The following is a 22,155-nucleotide window of genomic DNA, read 5'->3' on the forward strand; positions in this document are numbered from 1 at the left end:
ATTTTTTTATTAACTGCTTTCTTGCAGATCATTTTTTGTTTCTTTAAACTGTTGCTCACAAAATTGACGATAAAGTTGATGGTTATTTTTTAATTCGTGATGCTTCCCGTTCCCTGTTACCTCCCCATTCTCCATAAAAATAATGTTATCGGCGTTAATAATAGTTGATAATCTATGTGCTATTACAATAGATGTTCTACCTTTTATGATTTTCACCATCGCTTCATTTACGAATTTTTCTGATTGACTATCTAAATTTGAAGTAGCTTCATCTAAAAAAATAATTTTTGGATCTTTTAGAAACATCCTTGCAATAGCAATTCTTTGCTGTTGTCCACCAGATAAATTCAGACCTTTTTCTCCAATATCAGTATCTAATCCATTTGTAAATTTTTTCACAAACTCCCATGCGTACGCCGATTTACAAGCATCGATTATTTTTTCTTCGTCTGGAATTTCATTTAAACCAAAGAGAAGATTCTCTCTTATTGTTCCACTTATTAAACTATGATCTTGTGATACATATCCGATTTGATTGCGCCAAGACTTTAGCGAAAATGTTTCTATATCTTTCCCATCCATAAAAATTGTTCCACTAGTTGGTTTATAATATCGTTCCAATAGAGAAATTAGAGTTGTTTTACCACTACCACTCGGTCCCACTAATGCATTTGTAGTTCCACCCTTGATAGTTAAATTAATATTTTTCAGTGAAAATGTGTGATTCTCACTGTAATAAAATCTTAAATCTCTAATGACTAAATCATTATTGGTTATAGTTAAATCTTCACCTTCACTTTGCACTTCTTCACTTTCAGACAATAGTTGAGAAACCCTTTCAGTTGCTCCAATAGTTTTTTGTAATTGAGTGAAAAACAAACCAAAATTTGTAATTGGTCCTATGACATAAAATATAAGTGTTAAAAATGCAATAAATGTTCCTGGACTTAAATCTCCATTAGCTAATTTAACCCCGCCCACCATAATAATGGTGACTATGATGATCATCATAATTAAATTAATTACTGGATTAACTAAGACCATCCATTTCGCTTGTTTTAAACTAATATTCTGTAACCTTTCAATATCTTGACTTCCTTTTTGAATTTGAAATTCCTCTGCTGTTGAAGATTTCACCAATTTAATCGCTGAGATTGTTTCAACAGCTCGTACATTTAAATTTCCTGTTAAAGTCTGAGTTAATTTTGAGAGTTTTGCTAATATTTTTCCTAATGGGATAAAGAATATTAAATAGAGTGGGATTGCAACAATAATGATCAATGTTAATTGCCAATCATAATAAAATAACCAAAATCCACAAAATAAAATCATTAAGATTGCGTTTACAAATTGTGAAAATGAATTACTAACCAAGTTATAAATCACAGAAGTATCATTTACAAACCTACTGGCTATATCTGCTGAACGGTTTTTGTCGTAAAAACCAATCGGTAATTTTACTATTTTCCTCCACAATAATATTCTGAGATTCGCTACTACCTTCAGTCCTTCAACACTCAACATATAACTACCAATCGCTCCTAAAATAGCACTAGATAAAAATATTCCGATTAAAGCGGTTAAATCCAAAGAGTGAATAGTGTTCGTAGAATTATATGAATCTATTATTTTCTTCAAAAAATGTGGTACTAAAGTTGAAGCAGTTGCACTTATTGCAGTTAAAATCATTGCAATGATAAACAGATTTATGCTGATTCTCGTTTTCCTAATTAAAGAAAAAAATACCTTCCACTTGGTTTCTTTGTATTCCATATTTATCACCTTTTATATTCTTGATTTAGTGAATATCGAGTTAGATTTTCTTTAGGTGTGGGAGTAAGATATACATTTACTAAACAATTTGTAATTATCGGGATTATTTCAAATTATTAAAATTAATGGGTTAAATTGTTATTATGTATATATTCCCACATTTCCCATTTAAAAGTCAATAAAAGATTCCAAAAAAATCAAACTTTGGTTCTGATATAAGGTTTCTCATAGTCATATCTAGGTGTATCTTTATAATTAATAACTAATTAAAACTAATCATACGTTTGAAAATTCAATCGTTCGACTCAATTACTATACATTTCATAATAATGATTCAGTCAGGAAAAAGAAGCTTCAAAATAATAAAAAAGCTCAGAAGCCTGTCACACAAGGATTCCAAACTTTTTAAAGCTTATATTCTATAATTTTATTTGTTTTTATAAAGAGAATTACGAATATCTTTCTTTACCAATTTTAAATCTGTGGAATAGCCATTTTTACACACTGTTGTCACTTCATGTTGAGTTAAATTCACTATAGATATACCCATCCAGGACCTAGGACAAGAATACCCATTCTACTATCCAAACATAGCACAAAAAGTCAAGTTTCTAAAAGATCATTTCCGCTATACTAAACTCGTAAAGCAAGGAGGTGCTCGGTTGTCCTATCAAGAACATGAAAAAACGATTCAAGAAACATTAAATTATATTGAACAGCATCTGAAAGATGATTTACCGCTTCAAACTCTAGCAAAACACGCTGGTTATTCTAGGTTTCACTTTCACCGTATGTTCAAAAAAGTGATTAAGAAGTCAGTTGTTGATTATATACGGGAACGTCGAATGACCCAAGCGGCGAAGGATTTAATTCATACGGACCAAAGGGCGATTGACATCGCATTGCAGTATCGATTTAGTTCACAGGAATCCTTCACTAGAGCCTTTAAGAAGATATATGACATGTCACCAGCACGTTATCGGAAATTATTAAAGAATGTCATTGATAAGGAGGAAACAAATATGTCTAATAATAAGAACACACCTACTGGCTGGATTATGACGGGGGACACCCCTTCTGACTATGAAACAGGTTTGGATAACAGAATTGTACACAGTGGTACTAACTCCGCTTATTTAAAATCAAAAGATGAAAAAGCTGGAGGTTTCGCAACATTGATGCAGCAAATTAAATCTGAGCGTTACAGAGGGGAACGCCTTCAATTTTCCGCTTTTGTCAAAAGCGAAGATGTGAAAGGCTCAGCTGGTTTATGGATGAGGATTGACCACTCTTCAGGTGAAATTCTTGCGTTTGACAATATGATGAACCGTCCCATTACAGGAACAAATGGATGGAATCATTTTAGTGTAGTACTAGATGTTCCAGTAAAAAGTGAAGTCATTGCGTTTGGCATATTACTTCAAGGTCCAGGTCAAATTTGGATGGACGAACTTAGTTTTAAAATTGTAGATGAAAGTGTGCCAGTGACAGAACAAAATACTGTGGATGATTTAGAGGATGAACCAGTCAATTTAAATTTTGAGGGCTAGCAGACTGAAGTGAAGAGGAGATTGATTGCCATGAAAAAAATTGGTGCGATTTTATTGTTCGCTGTGAATTCACTTACCTTTATTTGTGGCCTTGGCTTTTTATTTGGTGAAGAGGATACCACATTAAAACAGAAGTAAAATGAAGACAAGACACCCATAGGACAAAAAAAATCAATAGAAAAAGATATCCCTATCACTATCTCTTTTTTGTAGACTTGGTATAATAGAAAAAATCAGAAAAATTAGAATGCGATGATAAGGAATAGTACTTGCCGAAATGTTTTCAGAAAGTTGCTGGTTGATGAGAAGCAATAACAAAAAGGCAGGGAACTCACCTTAGAGTAGCCTTAGTGAAATGAAAAGTATTGATGTAGTTAAGGTCGGCACCCCACCGTTATATGGGAAGGATATAAGATAAAACAATCTGTATCCGAATAAGGGCATGATAATGTATGGTTATCATGAAACAGGGGTGGTACCGCGTAAGAAGAAGTCTTTCGTCTCCAAGGAAAATATTGGAGATGATAGGCTTTTTTTATATTCAATTTACGAGGAGGAATCGATGATGTTTAACCACAAAAAATACGAAAAGAAATACTTTTTGCCACCGAACCTTACTTATGATTGGGTGAAGAAAGAAACATTAGAAAGTGCTCCGATATGGTGCAGTGTGGACTTACGGGATGGAAATCAAGCATTACCTATTCCTATGAACTTAGAAGAAAAATTGGAAATGTTTCAGTTACTAGTAGAGATAGGTTTTAAAGAAATTGAAATCGCATTTCCAGCTGCTTCTGATACGGAGTTTAGGCTATTACGGACACTGATTGATCATCATATGATTCCAGACGATGTAACGATTATGGTGATCACGCAAGCGAGAGAGCATATTATCCGTCGAACCTTCGAAGCAATTAAGGGGGTACCGAAAGCGATTGTTCATTTATATAATTCGACTTCAGAAGCGCAGCGCAGACAAGTATTTAAGAAAACAAAAGATGAAATTAAACAAATTGCCATTGATGGAGCTATTTTAGTAAAGGAACTTGCCGAAAAAACAAAAAGCGATATTTATTTTCAATATAGTCCTGAAAGCTTTCCAGGAACAGAAGTTGATTATGCGTTAGATATTTGTAAGAGTGTTTTAGATATTTGGAAACCGACACCAAATCATAAAGCGATCATCAATATTCCGACAACAGTTGAATATTCAATGCCTCATATCTTTGCAAGTCAGATTGAGTATATACACAAAAATCTGTCTTACCGAGACAGTGTGACATTATCTGTTCATCCTCATAATGACCGTGGCTCTGGGGTGAGTGATGCAGAATTTGGTGTTCTAGCTGGCGCAGAAAGAGTCGAAGGTACATTATTTGGTATCGGTGAACGTACAGGGAACGTAGACTTGATTACCTTGGCGATGAATATGTATTCACAAGGTTATGATCCAAAATTGAATTTCAATAACCTAGAAGCTATTCGTAAAAAATATGAAAAACTAACCAAAATTACTGTTCATGAGAGACAGCCATATTCTGGTGAGATGGTATTCACCGCATTCTCTGGGTCACATCAAGATGCTATATCTAAAGGTATGAAATATAGAAAGGAAAATCATGTTGATAAATGGGACGTTCCGTATATCCCAGTAGATCCAGTTGACTTGGGGAGGAATTATCAAACTGATGTGATTCGAATCAATAGTCAGTCTGGAAAAGGCGGCATAGGCTATATACTAGAAACAAATTATGGCATTCAACTTCCTTATAAAATGAATGAAGCCATGGGATATGAAGCGAAGAAAGTATCTGATCAGACAAATAGGGAATTGTCTGTCGAAGAAATATATCATGTTTTTGAAGAACAGTATGTTGATTTTCACCCTCATTTCCAGCTGCTTGATTATCAATTTACTAAAGGAGAGAAGCAGGAAGTCACCTTAACTTTGCTGAGAGATCATCAACAAATTGAAATACAAGGAACTGGCACTGGAAGTTTAGATGCAATCAGTAATGCGTTAAAAGCATATTTTCATCTCGAGTATGTTTTGGAAGTCTATGAACAGAATTCTTTGGGCAAGGATTCTCAAGCAAAAGCCTGTGCACAGATTGGTATTTCATATCAAGGAAAAATGCATTGGGGTGCTGGAATTGATAAAGATATTATTGAAGCAACAGTGAAAGCCCTGGTGGTTGCAGTAAATAGACTAGAGGTTTGGATGTAGATGGAAAAAGATAAACTTGAAAAACATGAAGCGATGCAATATTTAAGAGAATATAACGAGCAAGAAATCTTTTATCAACAATACCAACAGAAAAAGCATGACAATCAATCATTGCAATTATTTTTGAAGGATTATGATAAAAACAATTTAATGCATAAGCAAATATATATAGAAGAATTTTTGCTTAAAGGGCAGAACGAATTTGAAAAAGAGGATACCATGTGGTTAGGTCAGGAGAAAGATATCGAAGTGAGAAAGTATAGCCGTTTTATGCCTCGATTGTCGGCTATCCATGATTTCTTTGAGATGATCTATGTTCTGGAAAATGAGATGTATTTAGAAGTGGAAGACAAAAAAATGGCTTTAAAATCAGGAGATATTGCCTTTATTCCACCTGACACAATACACAAGCCAATTGTAATGGAGAATACAATCGCAATCCAAATCATGATCCGTAAAAGTACTTTTCAAAAAGTGTTTTTTAAAATGTTAAAAGGCAATCATGTCATTTCAGAGTTCTTTTTGAATGCATTGTATATAAAAGAAAATAAAAATATTCTTATTTTCCATAGTCTCTTGGATAATAATTTGTTAGACTGCTCTCTTCAACTATTTACAGAAAATCACAATCGATTTCCTGGTTACCAGTTGATTATGAATAATTTGTTTGAGATATTATTATGTCTCTTATTAAGATTCAAACCAAGTCATATGAACGTAAATCAGGTCAAACAATATAGTGATATACGTATTATTCAAATGCTCCAATATATTCAGCAATGTTGTGAGCATATAACAATCCAGGAGATGGCAGAGGAATTTAACCTTTCACAATCGTATCTGTCAAAATATATAGCTCGTAAACTTGGCAAATCATTTAGTGAGATTCGACAAGAAATAAGATTGGAAAAAGCGTGTGAAATGCTCACTGGTAGCAATTTGCAAGTAGATCATATTGCGACAACCGTTGGTTATCAAAATGTAGAGCATTTTATTCGTTTATTTAAGAAAAAGTATCACCTAACACCACATCAATATCGTTTAAATAATAAAGTCGAGCAAACTTCAAATCAATACTTATAAAAAGGAGAAATCATCATGTCGATCAAGAAAGTAAAAGATTATTTTAAACAATATGATATGGATCATCGAATTCAAGAGTTTTCAGTATCTAGTGCAACCGTAGACTTGGCTGCTTCTGCATTGGGCTGCGAACCTGAAAGAATCGCAAAAACACTCTCCTTTCTAGTAAATGGACAAGCTATTTTAGTTGTGACCTCTGGTGATGCAAAAGTTGATAACAAAAAATTCAAGGATTATTTTAAAACAAAAGCTAAAATGCTTTCTCCTCATGAGGTCGTTGACTTGGTCGGTCATGAAATTGGCGGAGTATGTCCTTTTGCTATAAGGAATGGCGTTTCTGTATATTTAGATATGTCACTCAAACGTTTTGAAACAGTCTATCCAGCCTGCGGGAGCAGTAACAGTGCGATTGAACTAACAATAAAACAATTAGAAAAACACTCCGGTTATTCACAATGGATTGATGTATGTAAGGGATGGAATGATTCATTAACACATTAAAACGGAAGGAAAAAGTGCGATTAAAAATAAAAAAGAGCTAGAAACCCTTGATACACAAAGGTTTCTAGCCCTATTATAACTATTCCCACTCAATCGTAGCAGGCGGCTTACTCGTAATATCATACACCACGCGGTTCACATGCTTCACTTCATTCACGATACGAGTTGAGATCTTTTCAAGCACATCCCAAGGGATTCTTGCCCAGTCACTCGTCATACCATCAATAGAGGTAACAGCACGGATGCCGATTGTGTAGTCGTATGTTCTTGCGTCACCCATGACACCTACGCTGCGGATGTCTGGGAGAACCGTGAAGTATTGCCAGATGTCGCGCTCAAGGCCGAAGTTGGCAATTTCTTCGCGTAGAATCGCATCCGATTCACGGACGATTTCTAGCTTTTCTTCAGAAATTTCACCTAGTACACGGATACCTAGTCCTGGACCTGGGAATGGCTGTCTCCAGACGATGTCGTCAGGAATGCCCAGCTCTGAACCTAGGGCACGGACTTCATCCTTGAATAGTGTATTCAAAGGCTCAATCAATTCGAACTGCATGTCTTCTGGAAGACCGCCTACGTTGTGATGAGATTTGATTGTTTGTGCCGTTGCTGTCCCGCTCTCAATGATATCTGTGTAAAGTGTTCCTTGTGCTAAATAGTCAATTCCTTTTAGCTTGTCCGATTCATCATGGAATACATAGATGAATTCGTTACCGATGATTTTACGTTTTTGCTCAGGATCAGACACACCTTTTAGCTTGTTTAAGAAACGATCTTTCGCATCTACTTTAATCACGTTCATGTTGAAACCTTCGCTAAATGTTTTCATAACCCCTTCTGCTTCGCCTTTGCGAAGAAGACCGTGGTCAACGAAAATACATGTCAGCTGATCGCCGATTGCTTTGTGGATCAATACCGCCACAACAGATGAATCCACACCGCCGCTAAGTGCGCACAATACTTGTTTGTCGCCTACTGTTTCACGGATTTTCTGCATTTCGATTTCAATGAAGTTCTCCATTGACCATTTGCCATCGCAGCCACATACGCCGAAGACAAAGTTTTTCAATAGATCATTTCCGTACTCAGAGTGACGAACCTCTGGGTGGAACTGAACGCCATAGAAATTCTTCTCAGCTAAGCTCATCGCTGAGTTTGGACAATGTGCACTTGTTGCATCAACTGTAAAGCCTTCTGGCACTTCAACAACGAGGTCACCATGGCTCATCCAAACGACTTGATCAGTCGGAAGGTCTTTGAATAATGCAGGTGTTCCATTAATGTGGATATCTGCTTTTCCATATTCACGCTGGCTTGCTGCTTCTACTTTCCCGCCTAAATAGTGAGTCATGAGCTGCATGCCGTAGCAAATGCCTAGAACCGGAATGTCTAGATCAAAAATCTTTTCATCACAGCGGAAAGATCCTTCATCATAAACACTGTTTGGTCCGCCTGAAAGGATGATTCCTTTAGGCGCCATTTCTTTAATTTCTTCAGCAGTTAAAGTGTGCGGATGAAGCTCACTGTACACACCAAATTCACGAATACGGCGTGTGATCAGCTGATTGTACTGACTGCCGAAATCTAGAACCAAAATCATTTCATTTACTAAATTTGTCATGGTGTCACCTCTATGTCCAATATAGTTTTTTATAAACGCACAGAAAAAATGAGAGGAGAAAACCTGCTCTCAGTGTGAATCACGCTTTTGAAGCGCCCAGACTCACATCCGAACGCTTCAATTTCATGTATTTTAGAAGGTTTTAATATTCACCTATTCTAACAACAGGAAGGTACGCGGTCAAGACTATCTCCTGTTTATTAAATTTTCCCATAACTTTATCGATTGCCGCCAAAGTACAGAAGCATCCTCTCTTCGATAGAGCGCACGTTCATAGAGCTGCGTCAGCTCTGACATATGATGATCTCCATCCTTGTCATTGATCAAAGAAGCGAATTCTCTTAGCGTCATGCCTGGGTTTTTCTCGATTCCCCTGCGTTTCAGCTGCTTTAATAGAGCAGCATACGCATAGAAGAATGCTTCCTCCTCTGGCAGACGTTTCACCTTTCTCACAATAAAGAATGGCAGCCATCTTGCTCTGAATCGATAAAGAAGCCAGCTCATCAACCCTAGAAGGACCATAGCTCCTGCCGTAAAACCCAAAATTGAACCAACATGCACCATATTAGGCTTTGCTTGCGCTGTTTGTTTCTTTGGTTCTGCCGGCTGCTCTGTCTCCTGCTGCGGCTGTTCTGCCTGCTGATCTTCGCTTGCATCAGAGCTAGGCTGATCTTCTTCCTTTTGATCATCATCTGATTGATCACTTGAAACCGATTCATTTGTAAAGGTCTCTGGGTTCGTAAATCCTTTTGTCGGTTCAAATGTGACCCAGCCTCTGTTTGGAAAATACACCTCTACCCATGAATGCGCATTGTTATTAGTTACTTCATACACATTGTTTCCATCCATCTGTGTTTCATATAATTGACCTGACGTGTACCCTTTCACCCATCTCGCCGGAATCCCGATCGAACGAAGCATCACAATCATAGAGGATGAAAAATTATCACAGTAGCCGATCATCGTATCAAACAAAAATTGATCCACATAATCTTCATTACGACTAGGCACAGCGACATTTTGCGTTTCATATGAAAACTTCCCTGACCCTAAGTAATCCTCAATCGCTTTAGCCTTATCGTACATATTATCCTTCGTTTCCGTTAAGCTGTTTGCCAATGTTTTCACTCGCTCTGGTAATGAGGAAGGAAGCTGCAAGTATTCACGGCCAACCTCCTGATTGACTTTCTGCTTCGTCGGTACTTTGATGCTCTGCAAATCCTCAAGGATAAATGTAGGCGATAAGAAGCTGACTTGGTAGTTCCCTAAATTTTTCGGCGGATTTTGACTGGATGGGACAATTTTCTCCGTTTTGCCCATCATTTGCAGCGGAATGTTTTCCATTGGCATCAGTGTGATCGTCCCAATCGGATAGACAGCATGATTAAATCGATAGTCCGATTCCATATCGACTCTCGTTTCATGTACCTCTGTTTTCACACGCTCGGTAAACCACCGATTCGGCACATCATCGTCCTTTAGCCGAGTAGGCTTTGTATCATTTGAGGCATCCTCCCAGCCCTTTCCTGTGTAGATGCTTTTTGTTTCGACACGAAAGTAAGACGGCTCCTTTCCGCTCCATTTAAAGACCGGTGTGCGGTCCTCACTAAATGGTCCGCCAAGCGCCGAATCATCTGCACTATATCCCACTTTATTCTGCCCGGCTGTCCCACCTTGATTCGTCACCGCCTTAAAAAACGGGACAGGATCAGGCCATTTCGGATCAGCCTTTGGCAAAGAAGCGCCGAGTGTCGCTGATAGAAGAACAAGCGCCAGCATGGGCAAAAACCATTTTAGACGCGCCTTCTGTGACACCCGAATGCCTTCAGCCGAACGCAGTCGATCGAAATACAGCAACCCAAGCAAACAAAAACCAAACACCATAATGCGAACGATCGCAAAGGCAGCATCATATGGCGTAAACGTATCCAGAATCGTGACATACACAATCGTCATGAGTAAAAAGAAAAAGATACGCTGCTGATAGACCACCCAATAATGAAGCAAGTAAACAAGCAGCCACAGCAAAATATAAAACAATAATGTGCGGAAGGACGGGTACATGTCACTCCACATGCCTGTGCTCATGAAGGTGATATTATCTTTGATATCTGCAAATAATGCAGCCGGATAGCTTGGCTCAGCTTGAAAAAAGATTAAATATAAGGCGAGCAAGATCAAACCAGTACAAATAGGAAACGTCACATACCACTTCAAACGAAAGAATGTAAACAAACACGTAAGCCCTATAAAAATGATGAAGTAAGACGTATGACTCGTCTCTGTAAAATCTTGAAGCGGACGAAGCCACTCCCAAAGCAGCAGAAATGCTACAGCATAATAGATGAACAACTCAAAACGACTTTGCCGCTGATGCGTATGCAGCATAAATGTTTGTCACCTCACAGTTCTTTCGTGCAGCCGGTCTTCAAATAAAACGGTCGTGCGTATTCCAGATGCCTTGAGCCGGTCTACAAGCTGTTTTTCTTTTGTCGTGAATCGATCCACGGCTCTCTTCACTAAAAGAACAGTGATGTTCTTTCTGTATCGATTTCCAAAGAGACTTGCAGCAAGCTCTTCCTGCAGCTGACCCGTGATGACATATTTTCCAGAATGCTGATACTCACTCGCTGCTAACGCCTTATACTCTTGTACGCGAGAAGGTTGATGCTGCACTCTTGTTAAATAATAAAGCATGTCCTGTAAATGAAGTTCTCCTTGATCCACTCGAAAGGCATGCTGATCTCCTAGAGGTACAAGACCTGACGGCACCCCTTTTTTCACTGCCGATTGTAGGACAGACGCTGCGATAGACACGACGGTCTCAAAAACCGCTTCATCTGTAAAATCAGCAAACACGACAAGGTCCTTTGTTTGATTCTGTTCAAATTCCTTCGTCATCAGCTGACCTCGTCTAGCCGTCGTCTTCCAGTCCACCCAAGCAAAACGGTCTCCCTGCTGATATTCCCGTACGCCTGTTGTCACATGTGTCGGTTCATTGAACCACGAGTGAACCGCTTTGCCTCCATGTTCATTCACTGACTCAGCAGACTCCACCTGAAGATCCAGCATTTTGGGATAGACAAGCAGCTTTTTTTCTAACGGAATGATCATTTCTTTCTCCACAAAACCAAACATATCACCTGTTTTGATTCGAACCGCTGACAAATGATGTTCCCCGCGCATGAGATCATTCAATTGATAGGAAAAACGCCATGTTTTCCGAAACCAAGGAAACAGCATTTGCTTCATTTCAATTTGTTCCTGTAAACGAAAGGTGTCCGGCGGATCATCCTCAATCAAAACGTAAACGTATGGAAATGGATTTGACCGCTTGATTTCAAGGTCAACGGACAGCACGTCTCCCGCCTTCAATCGGGTTTGCTGTAATGTCCTTTTGGCTGTCACTCGCAGCGGAACGAGCGCAAACAGCAAAGCATACAAAGTATATGGTAAAAATGCATAAAAAAGGAACCAACTCACAAACCCTCCCTGAAACATGGCATAACAAAAGGCAGCCGCAGTGAGAATGATCAGCATCATCACCCGTAACCATAATGAAACTGCTAAACGATGACTTGACTTCATTGAGTCATCGACTTTTGAACTGGCACGCCAATTTGCTCAAGCATTTGTCGCAGCAGTGTCTCCGCCTTCTTCCCTTCATACATCGCTTCTGATGTCAAAATCATTCGGTGTGGCAATGTATATGGCGCCAAATACTGTACATCATCAGGAATCACATAATCTCGCCTGTTCAAAAGCGCATATGCCTGAGCCGCTTTCATGAGGGCGATCGATCCCCTTGGACTCACACCTAAATAAACAGATGGATGCTGTCGCGTCGCTTGAGCAATTTCAACAATATATTCTTTAATGGATACATCTACATGAATGGTCTGAACAGCTTGCTGCAAAGCATGAATCTGTTCCTTTGTCATGACAGCTTGAAGTGTGTCAATCGGGGATTGCTTTTCCTGCAAGTTGAGCACCTCCAGCTCCTCCAGCATGGTCGGATAACCCATTTGCAGCTTGAATAAAAACCGGTCCATTTGCGCTTCTGGCAGCGGATAGGTCCCTTCATATTCCACTGGATTCTGCGTCGCCATGACGAAAAAAGGATCCGCAAGCGGCATTGTTTCTCCGTCCACTGTGACACTGCCTTCCTCCATCGCTTCGAGCAATGCTGACTGTGTTTTAGGAGAGGTCCGGTTGATCTCATCAGCCAAAATAATCTGCCCCATAATCGGTCCTTGCCTAAATTCAAATTCATTTGTCTTTTTATTATAAATCGACACACCTGTTACATCTGAAGGCAAAAGGTCAGGAGTGAATTGGATTCGCTTAAACTCACAGCCAATCGATTTTGCCAAAGCACGAACCATCATCGTCTTCCCAACACCAGGCACATCCTCTAGCAGCACATGCCCCTTCGCCAAAATCGCAACAAGGCTTAATATCGCAATGTCTTTTTTCCCAACCATGACTTTATTGATGTTATCTACGATTTTTTGTAAATCTGAATGCATCGGTTCATCAAATGCCATCCTGATCCTCCTATCACGTTTCCGTCAAATTTCATATAGTCTAACTTTACCATACAACGCGCACTTGCATAAAACATCAGCACGTAGAAAAAAAAGAAGCCTTCTCACGATGGAAAAGACTTTTTCTCTTCTTTTGGCTCACCTGCTGGCTCCATATGAACATGAGAGTGTAAAATATCATGTTCCTTCTTCATTCTACGTTCAATCTCATCTGCAATATCATGGCTTTCTGCAATGTTCAAGTGCGGCTCGACCTCCACCACTACATCCACATGGACCGTACTTCCGAGATACCGTGCCTTAATATCTTTCAAATCGCCCACTCCAGGTGTTGCTTCAATGGTCTCTTTATATTTGGACATATCTTTTATATGAAAACCGTCCGTTAACGAATGAGAAGCATCTCTGAAAATCTCCCACGCCGTTTTACAAATAATGAGGCCAATGACAAACGCTGCAAGCGTATCAATCCATGCAAGCTGAAATTGAGAGGCCATGATTCCTACAAATGTTCCAATACTCACATACGCATCTGATTTATTATCAGCAGCTGCTGCATGAAGAGCCTGGCTATTGATCCGTTTGGACAGATTGCGGTTGTAAATATACACGCCGTACATCACCACAGCACTTCCTGCTGCCGTCCAAGCTGCGATCATATCGGGCGTTTGATGCTCAGATGAGAAGAGCGACTGGCCTGCACTCAGCAAAACCTGAAGTCCAACAAGCATCATAATAAAGGACGCCACAAGAGACGCAATATTTTCTGCTCTAAAATGACCGTATGGATGATCTTCATCAGGCGGCTTTTGAGAAATACGCAATCCAATCAACACCGCAAGGGATGCAATAATATCCGTCGTATTATTCAAACCATCTGCGGAGAGAGCCTCTGAATGAAACACATAACCAATGATGAGTTTCGCCGCTGATAAGATCACATAGGCAATGATGCTGACCCAAGCACCTGTTTCACCTTGTCTTAATTCGTTATAGCGCTCCATGTCGAACCGCGCCTCCTCACACATCACTTTTCTATTATTTATCTTACAAAGCAAAGCCCGTGTGGGTCTACAGCAACATGATTCGCTTGTGTCAGCAAAATAGGATACATAGAAATGTGTTGACCTAAGTAAACTTATTTTTATAGGGTCAAATGACCTCAAGACCTACTCCCATCAACCTTTTTCCAATTCACTCTGTGATGATCATATGGGCAATATCCTCTTCCTGAGAAATTATCAGAATAATTTTATTTTGAGACACAACTTCTCCCCATTCTATCTTATGCTATTTTTAAGAATGAACAGAGGAAAAAGAGGGAACATAATCTCTCAAATCCTTTATACTTTTTAACATCATGTTAAGAGGTTTGAAATGTCAGTTTGATAACCTGTCCAATGCTGAATGACAATTCAGTATGATAAAATTTAAAATATTCTAAAAACAATTTCTCTATGAAGAGAAATGTTTGGAGGTAAAGACATGTCCAACATGACAAACGGTCTTCAAAAAAATCTGAAAACAAGACATATTTCAATGATCTCCATTGCTGGGGTTATTGGCGCAGGGCTATTTGTTGGTAGCGGTGCTGTCATTCATTCTGCAGGGCCTGGATCCATTCTTTCCTATTCTTTTGCCGGACTTCTAGTGATCTTTATTATGAGAATGCTTGGAGAAATGGCATGTGCCTATCCGACAAGCGGTTCCTTCTCACAATATGCGAGCGATGCCATCGGTCCATGGGCCGGGTTTACAATTGGCTGGCTTTACTGGTTTTTCTGGGTGATTGTCATCGCCATCGAAGCCATTGCCGGTGCTGCCATTATTCAGTATTGGTATGGAGATGCACCTGTTTGGCTCACAAGTCTTATCCTCACTATCCTCTTAACATTAACAAATATCTTTTCTGTTAAATCTTTTGGCGAATTTGAATATTGGTTCTCATTAATAAAAGTCGTCAGCATTATTCTCTTTCTACTCATCGGTTTTGCATTTATCTTTGGTTTTGGCAGTCATCATACTGTAGGTCTTGCCAATTTAACGGGGAACGGCGGTTTCCTTCCAAATGGATTCAGCTCTGTTTTACTCGGAATTGTCGTCGTCATCTTTTCATTCATGGGAACCGAGATTGTAGCAATAGCGGCCGGTGAATCAGCAGACCCGGTCAAGTCTGTGACCACAGCTACCCGTTCTGTTGTATGGCGTATCATCGTGTTCTACGTCGGATCCATCGCTGTCGTTGTCACCTTGCTTCCATGGAATTCAGCGAGTATTTTAACAAGCCCGTTCGTTGCGGTATTAGAATACATCGGCGTTCCATCAGCCGCTCAAGTCATGAACGTCATTGTCTTAACAGCTGTTCTATCTTGTTTAAACTCCGGGTTGTACACAACGTCCAGAATGCTTTATTCATTAGCAGAAAGAGGCGAAGCACCGAAACGCTTTATGAAAATCAGCAAACGTGGTGTTCCTGTAGCGGCTACAGTCGCAGGTACCTTCTTTTCCTACATTGCCGTCATGATGAACTACTTTTATCCTGAAACCATCTTTTTGTTCTTAGTCAATGCATCTGGCGCCATTGCCCTTCTTGTCTACTTGGTCATTGCTGTTTCACAATTAAGAATGCGACGCAAACTCGAAAATGAAAATCCAGAACAGCTCAAAATCAAAATGTGGTTGTTCCCATATCTCACGTACTTTACCATTTTGGTCATTTGCGCCATCTTGGCATCGATGCTGTTTATCGAATCAATGAGACCGCAGCTCATTTTGACGAGTATCATTACCTTCGGTGTACTTGCCGCTTATTTCATCTTTAAACCGAATAAAAAAGTGCCTGCAAATGCACCGCTTGAAAATAAACATCCGTAATGCGCCCGCTGAAAAGCGGTTTTTTTATTTTATTCACCTATTTTCATGTCCGCACTTATACTGTATCAAATTGGATTTCAAGTGAGGATTAGACGACATGAACCTAGAAAAATTTGTTGACGAGCTGCCAATTCCAGAAGTCGCGGAGCCCGTCAAAAAGAACCCAAGACAAACGTATTATGAAATTGCTATGGAGGAGGTATTCTTAAAAGTTCATAGAGACCTGCCCCCAACCAAGCTATGGACCTATAATGGCAGCTTGCCTGGTCCAACCATTCAAGCGAATCGAAATGAAAAGGTCAAAGTGAAATGGATGAACAAATTGCCACTTAAGCATTTTCTGCCGGTCGATCACACCATTCACGAAGGCCATCATGACGAACCAGAAGTCAAAACCGTCGTTCATCTGCATGGCGGCGTCACACCAGCAAGCAGTGACGGCTACCCAGAGGCCTGGTTTTCACGGGACTTTGAAGCAACCGGCCCCTTCTTTGAACGAGAGGTATACGTATACCCAAATCATCAGCAAGCCTGCACATTGTGGTATCACGATCATGCGATGGCATTGACACGATTAAATGTGTACGCCGGCTTAGCTGGATTTTATTTGATCTCAGATGCGTTTGAAAAATCGCTAGAATTACCGAAAGATGAGTATGATATTCCTTTAATGATCATGGACCGGACGTTTCAGGAGGATGGCGCACTGTTTTATCCAAGCAGACCAAACAACACGCCAGAAGACAGTGACATACCAGATCCGTCCATCGTGCCCTTCTTTTGCGGAGAAACCATTTTGGTCAATGGAAAAGTATGGCCGTATTTAGAAGTAGAACCGCGTAAATACCGTTTTCGTATTTTAAATGCGTCCAATACAAGAACTTACGAGCTGCATCTAGATAACGACGCCACAATCTTGCAAATTGGTTCTGATGGGGGCTTTTTGCCAAGACCCGTTCGCCATCAATCCTTTAGCATTGCTCCTGCTGAACGCTTTGATGTCATCATCGATTTTTCAGCTTACGAAAACAAAACGATCATCCTAAAAAATAAAGCTGGCTGCGGACAGGAAGTGAATCCTGAAACAGATGCCAACATCATGCAATTTAAAGTCACACGGCCACTAAAAGGAAGAGCACCTAAAACTTTACGGCCGATTTTCAAACCACTTCCACCGCTTCGGCCTAGTCGAGCTGATAAAGAGCGTACGCTCACTCTTAGCGGCACGCAGGATAAATACGGCCGCCCCATTTTATTGTTAGATAACCAATTTTGGAATGACCCCGTCACGGAAAATCCTCGTCTTGGCAGTCTAGAGGTTTGGTCCATCGTCAATCCAACCAGGGGCACACACCCTATTCATTTGCACCTTGTTCAATTTAGGGTATTAGACAGAAGACCATTTGATACAGAGGTCTATCAATCGACAGGAGAAATCGTGTATACAGGACCAAACGAAGCGCCTCCTTTACATGAACAAGGCTACAAGGACACCATTCAAGCGCATGCCGGTGAAGTCATTCGGATCATCGCTCGCTTTGTTCCATACAGCGGCAGGTATGTGTGGCATTGTCATATATTAGAGCACGAAGATTATGACATGATGCGGCCGATGGATATCATCCAGTAAAATGAAATCAACCTCCCGCCACATGCGTAATCACATATATTGAAATCATTGCGAAGGGCTAACAGGCAGCGATATATTAGCCCTTTATTTCCTTTTCATTGAATCATTCTAAAATAAAACAATGCATGACTTGAAATGACATTTATTTGTACATTCAATACTTAAAAAGTTGACGCAGCAAACCGATAATACTACTATATACCCATTGCATCTATCAAAAGGCACATAAGCCACAATGAACGAACAAATGGAAAATTGCGATAAAAAACGGAGGAGTTCAATTTGAATGAAGAAAAAGAGACTTGCCAGGTCACACAAGAAACAGCGGCAGGTAACATAGAGAAGCTTTCAATTCAGAAAAACGAGAGCATTCGGTCAAATATTGAACAGCTAACAATTGAACTCGGTGAACAAAAAGAATTCAACCACTTCATTTTAGATGAAAAACAAAAGGCCATCAGCACATTATCTGCTCTCATTACAAAAGGCGATTGTGATGAAGAATTAAAGACTCATTTTGAACAAGCATTACATATCGGACTTTCTGTCATAGAGATCATGGAGATTATTAAGCACTGTACAAAAGTTGCTGGATTCCCTCACTCCATTAATGCCCTGTTTATCTTTCAAAACTTACTAGACAATAACACCAAATAAATCAGTGAAAACGAGAAGCCATTTGTCCTCTCGTTTTTTTATGTCCACTCATGTTACTCTTTTTCTTTTCAACTGTCACATAAGCAAAACACGAAAATACCACACGTTTCTCTGCTTAAAAACTGATTTCTCTTCCATAAATTCCTCATTTTCCCCACCATTTCAAGCGGCAAAATAAAAAAACGTCCAGTTATATCAAATAACTGAACGTCCCCTTTATCGATTGACAGTGAAATTGTTAACAATTCCGTCATCCTTCTCCCAAGCGGCTTCCACTGTTTTCTTCTTGATATTGTATTCAAATATCGTTCTTACCTTTGCTTTTCGTCCGGTGTCATCCTTTAATTCCTTTGCGTTTTTAGCAACACCTAAGAAATAAACAGAAGATCCGTCCGTAGAAAATTGCGGCTGTGCAGCACTTAAAATATGCACATCCTCATTGTTCTTAACGAGTGTCGTCGTTTTTCCTGTTTCTACATCAAGCATTTTAATAGAGGATACTTCTTTTTCGTTTCGCACCTTCACTTCTGTATAAATCAATGACTTATGATCTGGTGAAAATGAAATATCATTGATCGTTTGCGAGATGCGTGCAATACGCTTCCCCTTCGCACCTGTTTGAAGGGTGATCTTCATGGTCGTTGGTTCAGGGTCTCTTCCCTTTTCATTCGCTTCATCGGTTTTCTTGTAATCTTCTTTTAAGGAATAATGCTGGATTGCCAGAAGGTTTGACGCCGGATCATAAGCAAAAGAACTCACCGTGTCATCCTTGCTTTTTTCTGGATACAATACCTTCACTTTGTGTGTGTTCAAATCATAAGAAGCGACATAAAATTGTTCGCCAGAATCCTTGTTATACCTGAGATATAACTGCTTCCCGTCCCCAGACAGCCTCATACTGTCGATGGAATCATCACTCGTAAATAGCGTTTTTTCTTCATCCGTTTTCACATTCAATTCTCGAATACTCACTTTTTGCGTGTCTTCATCCGTATACGTGTAATATAAAAGCTGTTTCGTAGAATCATAAGCAATCGAAGGATATGCTGTCAGTTTCTCCGTATGAAGCGCCCGGTCATGCAGGTAATACGTATTGTTTAATTGTTGATCTGTAAATGAAACGAGCAATTCGTCTTTTGCATCTTGATTTGTTTTCACTTTTCCCGCATGCTTCGCCTCTTGACCCGGCTTCGTCATGAAGAAAATGACTGCCGCAATCACTGCGACTCCGATGACCGTGATGATCCACCATGTTGATTTTTTCATTACCTTTCAGACCCTCTCTACAAGAAAAGAAGCCAGAAAATGAACTTTTCCCGCTTCTTTGCATGCCTATGTATTAATAAGTGTAATGCCCTTTTACGACACCTTTACTTGTTTTATACCCTAATGCTTTGAATGCTTTTGGACTGACGTCTAATACAGCGTTTGGCATTCTGCCTACATCATATTTATATACTGTAATCACTTTATGTGGTTTTGATTTTGTTGTCACTCTAAGTTTTGTACCTTTTTTCGGTACGTCAAATCCCATTTTAGTTGCTGCATCCCAATGACCGAGTTTTTTTCCATCTGCGCCTTTTTTACCGACACCATTATACCAAGTAATATTGCCGCTTACTTTTTTTGCACTTGCTCCATGTGAGAAACTAAACGCCAAAAATAAACTAGCTACTGTTACGATTGTCGCGATAAGCTTTTTATTCATTTAAAAAATCCTCCGTATTTGGTTTCTGCACTTATTATACATGAAGATGCCCCCAGTTATTTTACAGTCACATTACAATTCGAATACAAGTTGACCACTTTATGACCGATTTTGTTCATAAAAAATACCAAAATCAGCCAGAACAATGTGAGCAACTCCTCTCTTTCATTTTATATAATAAAAATGAATCAAATTTAAGGAGGAATTTTTATGAAAAAGTGGTTCATCGTTTTGAGTGTGAGTTTAGCATTAGTTTTGATGCTTTCAAGTCTACCTGCCTCAGCAGCTAGTCCCCGTCACGGTGCGATTGTGACACAAACGGATGAAGCCAAATGGTCAGGCATCTCTGCTGATATTGTGCTTCCGAAAACAGCGACGATTAAAAATGGCTATGCGGACTGGTACCTCGGTCTCGGCTCTGCCGTTGTAGAGAGCGGTATTTCAAAAACGTCTTCTGGCTATAAGGTCTTTCTTGGCAGCGGCTCACAAGGCGGTAGTCAATACTGGAACAGTGAGTACGATAAGAGCATTACGGATGGTGCACGTGTCAACTTAAAGCTCACCAACAATGGTGATGGCACAGTGTCACTATACGTCAATGGGAAATTGCGCTACAAGCAGCCTGTTTTCAACCCTAGCCGTCTGAAAAACCTTGATGTTGTCAAAATGGTACACGGTGTTCAAGATAATGGGGCAAACAGCTACTCACAAGCAAGCTTCTCGAATGTACAGCTTCGTGCGAATACTTCAGGAAGTGTCTATAAAAAATGGGATGGATCAATCAAATCATCGCTTTTACGTAATTTAGAGTCTGGTGCTGCGGCTCCTAAATTCACCGTCATTTCTTCTGTTCCATTAAGTACAAGCCTTTCAGCACAATAAGAAAAAAGCGCCCTATTTTGGGTGCTTTTTATTGTTCACAGCTTATCAACACTTCTCTTTTAATCAAAACAATGATTCGTGGTAACATAAACATACATACTTCGAAGAAAAAAGGAGAACGAACGTGAGAAAAAGTCTACTTGTTTTCATGAGCCTAGTTGCAAGTCTCTTCATACTAGCAGCTTGCTCGAATACGACGAAAGAACAAAAAACAGAATCTAAGGCACTTCCAACGATTAATGAACGCATTCAAAAAGAAACGAAAGAAGTCATGGAGCAGTCTAAACTCGTGAAAGACACAGCCATCACCGTTGATCAAAAGAAAAAAGCCATTTCTTTAAGCGTGACGGCTTCCTCTGATACCAATAGTGATTACGCTGAGGTCATCGGTTTAAACTTTGCCAAGACGCTGGCTATCGGGGCATCAACTGAAAAAGAAAACAACCTGCACAAACCGGAAAATGATAGCCTTGGCGCCCTCTATTCCTTTTATGACTTAAACATCACTGTGAAACAAGAAAACGGCAAGGTGCTGGCAAAGGGAAAGAAAAAAACAAATGAAACAAAAATCACCTGGGAAAGAGCCCAGTAATTTATGGTTTTTTACGATAAAAAAAGCTTGTAGAGGACCGCTCTACAAGCTTTTTTTCATGTTTATTCAGTCAAATCGTCTCTCATTGCATCGACCAGTGTGTGAATATCTGAGTGAGCCCACGATGCTAATCGTACCAACAAATCATCTATACACTCATACAAATGATGTTCCCTCAAAATATACTCCTTATAAAATGGAATGACAAAGAAATAGAGCAAATCAGCCAATTCAAGTGCAACGTTATCTTCATCCTCATCTTCTAACGCCTGTCCAACACTTTGAATCAACCAAATCAAATCTGCTTTCTTTTCAATTGGAACATACATCAGTTGATGAATATTATCCGTAGCCTTTGTTTGTAAAATTCGCTCAGCCGCTTCCTTTGACAGCGCCCCAATTTCTGTAGAAGATATATTAACAACAGCTAATTCATCCTCTGATCTCACTTGATTCATTTGCAGCAAGTTTTGGTCCATCTTGACTCACTCCCCATTCTCAGATACTTTT

The 22,155-nt window shown here is 39.6% G+C and carries 18 protein-coding genes and 1 other annotated feature; of the genes, 9 read left to right on the plus strand and 9 right to left on the minus strand.

Translation table 11 applies throughout. The features are described 5' to 3' along the window. Positions 1-9: 9 nt before the first annotated feature. The gene (locus C6W21_RS17805; protein ID WP_106052009.1) at positions 10-1,773 is read right to left on the minus strand and encodes an ABC transporter ATP-binding protein; all 1,764 of its coding nucleotides are present in this window, start codon (positions 1,771-1,773) and stop codon (positions 10-12) included. Positions 1,774-2,435: 662 nt separating this feature from the next. Here C6W21_RS17805 and C6W21_RS17810 point away from each other — a divergent pair. The 4 genes from C6W21_RS17810 (at position 2,436) to C6W21_RS17825 (ending at position 7,134) form a co-directional block, all read left to right on the plus strand. Further along, positions 2,436-3,323, plus strand: coding sequence for a helix-turn-helix domain-containing protein (locus tag C6W21_RS17810; RefSeq protein ID WP_106056809.1), 888 nt, complete (start codon positions 2,436-2,438; stop codon positions 3,321-3,323). A 243-nt stretch (positions 3,324-3,566) separates the two neighbouring features. Further along, positions 3,567-3,831, plus strand: a binding site (T-box leader). A 57-nt stretch (positions 3,832-3,888) separates the two neighbouring features. Further along, positions 3,889-5,550: a 2-isopropylmalate synthase gene (locus C6W21_RS17815; RefSeq protein WP_106056811.1), complete on the plus strand. Its 1,662-nt coding sequence runs from the start codon at positions 3,889-3,891 to the stop codon at positions 5,548-5,550. Further along, positions 5,551-6,633, plus strand: a complete 1,083-nt coding sequence (locus tag C6W21_RS17820; RefSeq protein WP_106056813.1) for a helix-turn-helix domain-containing protein — start codon at positions 5,551-5,553, stop codon at positions 6,631-6,633. Between the two features lie 15 nt (positions 6,634-6,648). Then, the gene (locus C6W21_RS17825; RefSeq protein ID WP_106052023.1) at positions 6,649-7,134 is read left to right on the plus strand and encodes a YbaK/EbsC family protein; all 486 of its coding nucleotides are present in this window, start codon (positions 6,649-6,651) and stop codon (positions 7,132-7,134) included. Positions 7,135-7,213: 79 nt separating this feature from the next. Here C6W21_RS17825 and guaA read toward each other — a convergent pair whose 3' ends face one another. The 5 genes from guaA to C6W21_RS17850 all read right to left on the minus strand — a co-directional run bounded on the left by guaA (position 7,214) and on the right by C6W21_RS17850 (position 14,306). Continuing rightward, positions 7,214-8,755 carry a glutamine-hydrolyzing GMP synthase gene (guaA, locus tag C6W21_RS17830; RefSeq protein ID WP_106052025.1) on the minus strand — a complete coding sequence of 514 codons (1,542 nt, stop codon included), beginning with the start codon at positions 8,753-8,755 and terminating at the stop codon, positions 7,214-7,216. A gap of 186 nt (positions 8,756-8,941) precedes the next feature. Beyond that, positions 8,942-11,143 carry a transglutaminase TgpA family protein gene (locus tag C6W21_RS17835; protein ID WP_106056815.1) on the minus strand — a complete coding sequence of 734 codons (2,202 nt, stop codon included), beginning with the start codon at positions 11,141-11,143 and terminating at the stop codon, positions 8,942-8,944. A 9-nt stretch (positions 11,144-11,152) separates the two neighbouring features. Beyond that, a complete protein-coding gene (locus C6W21_RS17840; RefSeq protein ID WP_106052033.1) occupies positions 11,153-12,343 on the minus strand; it encodes a DUF58 domain-containing protein in 1,191 nt (396 codons plus the stop codon). Continuing rightward, positions 12,340-13,302, minus strand: a complete 963-nt coding sequence (locus C6W21_RS17845; RefSeq protein WP_106052036.1) for an AAA family ATPase — start codon at positions 13,300-13,302, stop codon at positions 12,340-12,342. The genes C6W21_RS17840 and C6W21_RS17845 overlap by 4 nt, the downstream gene beginning before the upstream one ends. A gap of 104 nt (positions 13,303-13,406) precedes the next feature. Continuing rightward, on the minus strand, positions 13,407-14,306 hold the full coding sequence (locus tag C6W21_RS17850) for a cation diffusion facilitator family transporter (RefSeq protein ID WP_106052039.1): 900 nt from the start codon (positions 14,304-14,306) through the stop codon (positions 13,407-13,409). Between the two features lie 481 nt (positions 14,307-14,787). Between C6W21_RS17850 and gabP the strand changes: the two genes are divergently transcribed. The 3 genes from gabP (at position 14,788) to C6W21_RS17865 (ending at position 18,463) form a co-directional block, all read left to right on the plus strand. Continuing rightward, positions 14,788-16,176 (plus strand): GABA permease, encoded by a 1,389-nt coding sequence (gene gabP, locus C6W21_RS17855; RefSeq protein WP_106052041.1) that lies wholly within the window; start codon positions 14,788-14,790, stop codon positions 16,174-16,176. Between the two features lie 97 nt (positions 16,177-16,273). Then, the gene (locus C6W21_RS17860; protein ID WP_106052044.1) at positions 16,274-17,806 is read left to right on the plus strand and encodes a multicopper oxidase family protein; all 1,533 of its coding nucleotides are present in this window, start codon (positions 16,274-16,276) and stop codon (positions 17,804-17,806) included. A gap of 282 nt (positions 17,807-18,088) precedes the next feature. After that, positions 18,089-18,463 carry a carboxymuconolactone decarboxylase family protein gene (locus C6W21_RS17865; RefSeq protein WP_106052047.1) on the plus strand — a complete coding sequence of 125 codons (375 nt, stop codon included), beginning with the start codon at positions 18,089-18,091 and terminating at the stop codon, positions 18,461-18,463. A gap of 216 nt (positions 18,464-18,679) precedes the next feature. Here the strand turns inward: C6W21_RS17865 and C6W21_RS17870 are convergent, their stop codons facing one another. Beyond that, the gene (locus C6W21_RS17870; protein ID WP_106052049.1) at positions 18,680-19,729 is read right to left on the minus strand and encodes a hypothetical protein; all 1,050 of its coding nucleotides are present in this window, start codon (positions 19,727-19,729) and stop codon (positions 18,680-18,682) included. Positions 19,730-19,802: 73 nt separating this feature from the next. Next, the gene (locus C6W21_RS17875; protein ID WP_106052053.1) at positions 19,803-20,171 is read right to left on the minus strand and encodes an RlpA-like double-psi beta-barrel domain-containing protein; all 369 of its coding nucleotides are present in this window, start codon (positions 20,169-20,171) and stop codon (positions 19,803-19,805) included. Between the two features lie 210 nt (positions 20,172-20,381). On the opposite strand from C6W21_RS17875, the gene C6W21_RS17880 reads away from it, so the two are divergent. Together C6W21_RS17880 and C6W21_RS17885 are read left to right on the plus strand one after the other, a co-directional pair. Next, on the plus strand, positions 20,382-21,053 hold the full coding sequence (locus C6W21_RS17880) for a hypothetical protein (RefSeq protein ID WP_106056817.1): 672 nt from the start codon (positions 20,382-20,384) through the stop codon (positions 21,051-21,053). 124 nt (positions 21,054-21,177) lie between these two features. Beyond that, positions 21,178-21,645 (plus strand): hypothetical protein, encoded by a 468-nt coding sequence (locus tag C6W21_RS17885; protein WP_106052059.1) that lies wholly within the window; start codon positions 21,178-21,180, stop codon positions 21,643-21,645. Positions 21,646-21,707: 62 nt separating this feature from the next. On the opposite strand, the gene C6W21_RS17890 is transcribed toward C6W21_RS17885, so the two are convergent. Then, positions 21,708-22,124, minus strand: coding sequence for a hypothetical protein (locus C6W21_RS17890; RefSeq protein ID WP_106052061.1), 417 nt, complete (start codon positions 22,122-22,124; stop codon positions 21,708-21,710). Positions 22,125-22,155: the final 31 nt, after the last annotated feature.

It is taken from the genome of Bacillus sp. NMCN1 (assembly GCF_002998085.1).
Classification (GTDB): Bacteria; Bacillota; Bacilli; order Bacillales; family Bacillaceae; genus Bacillus.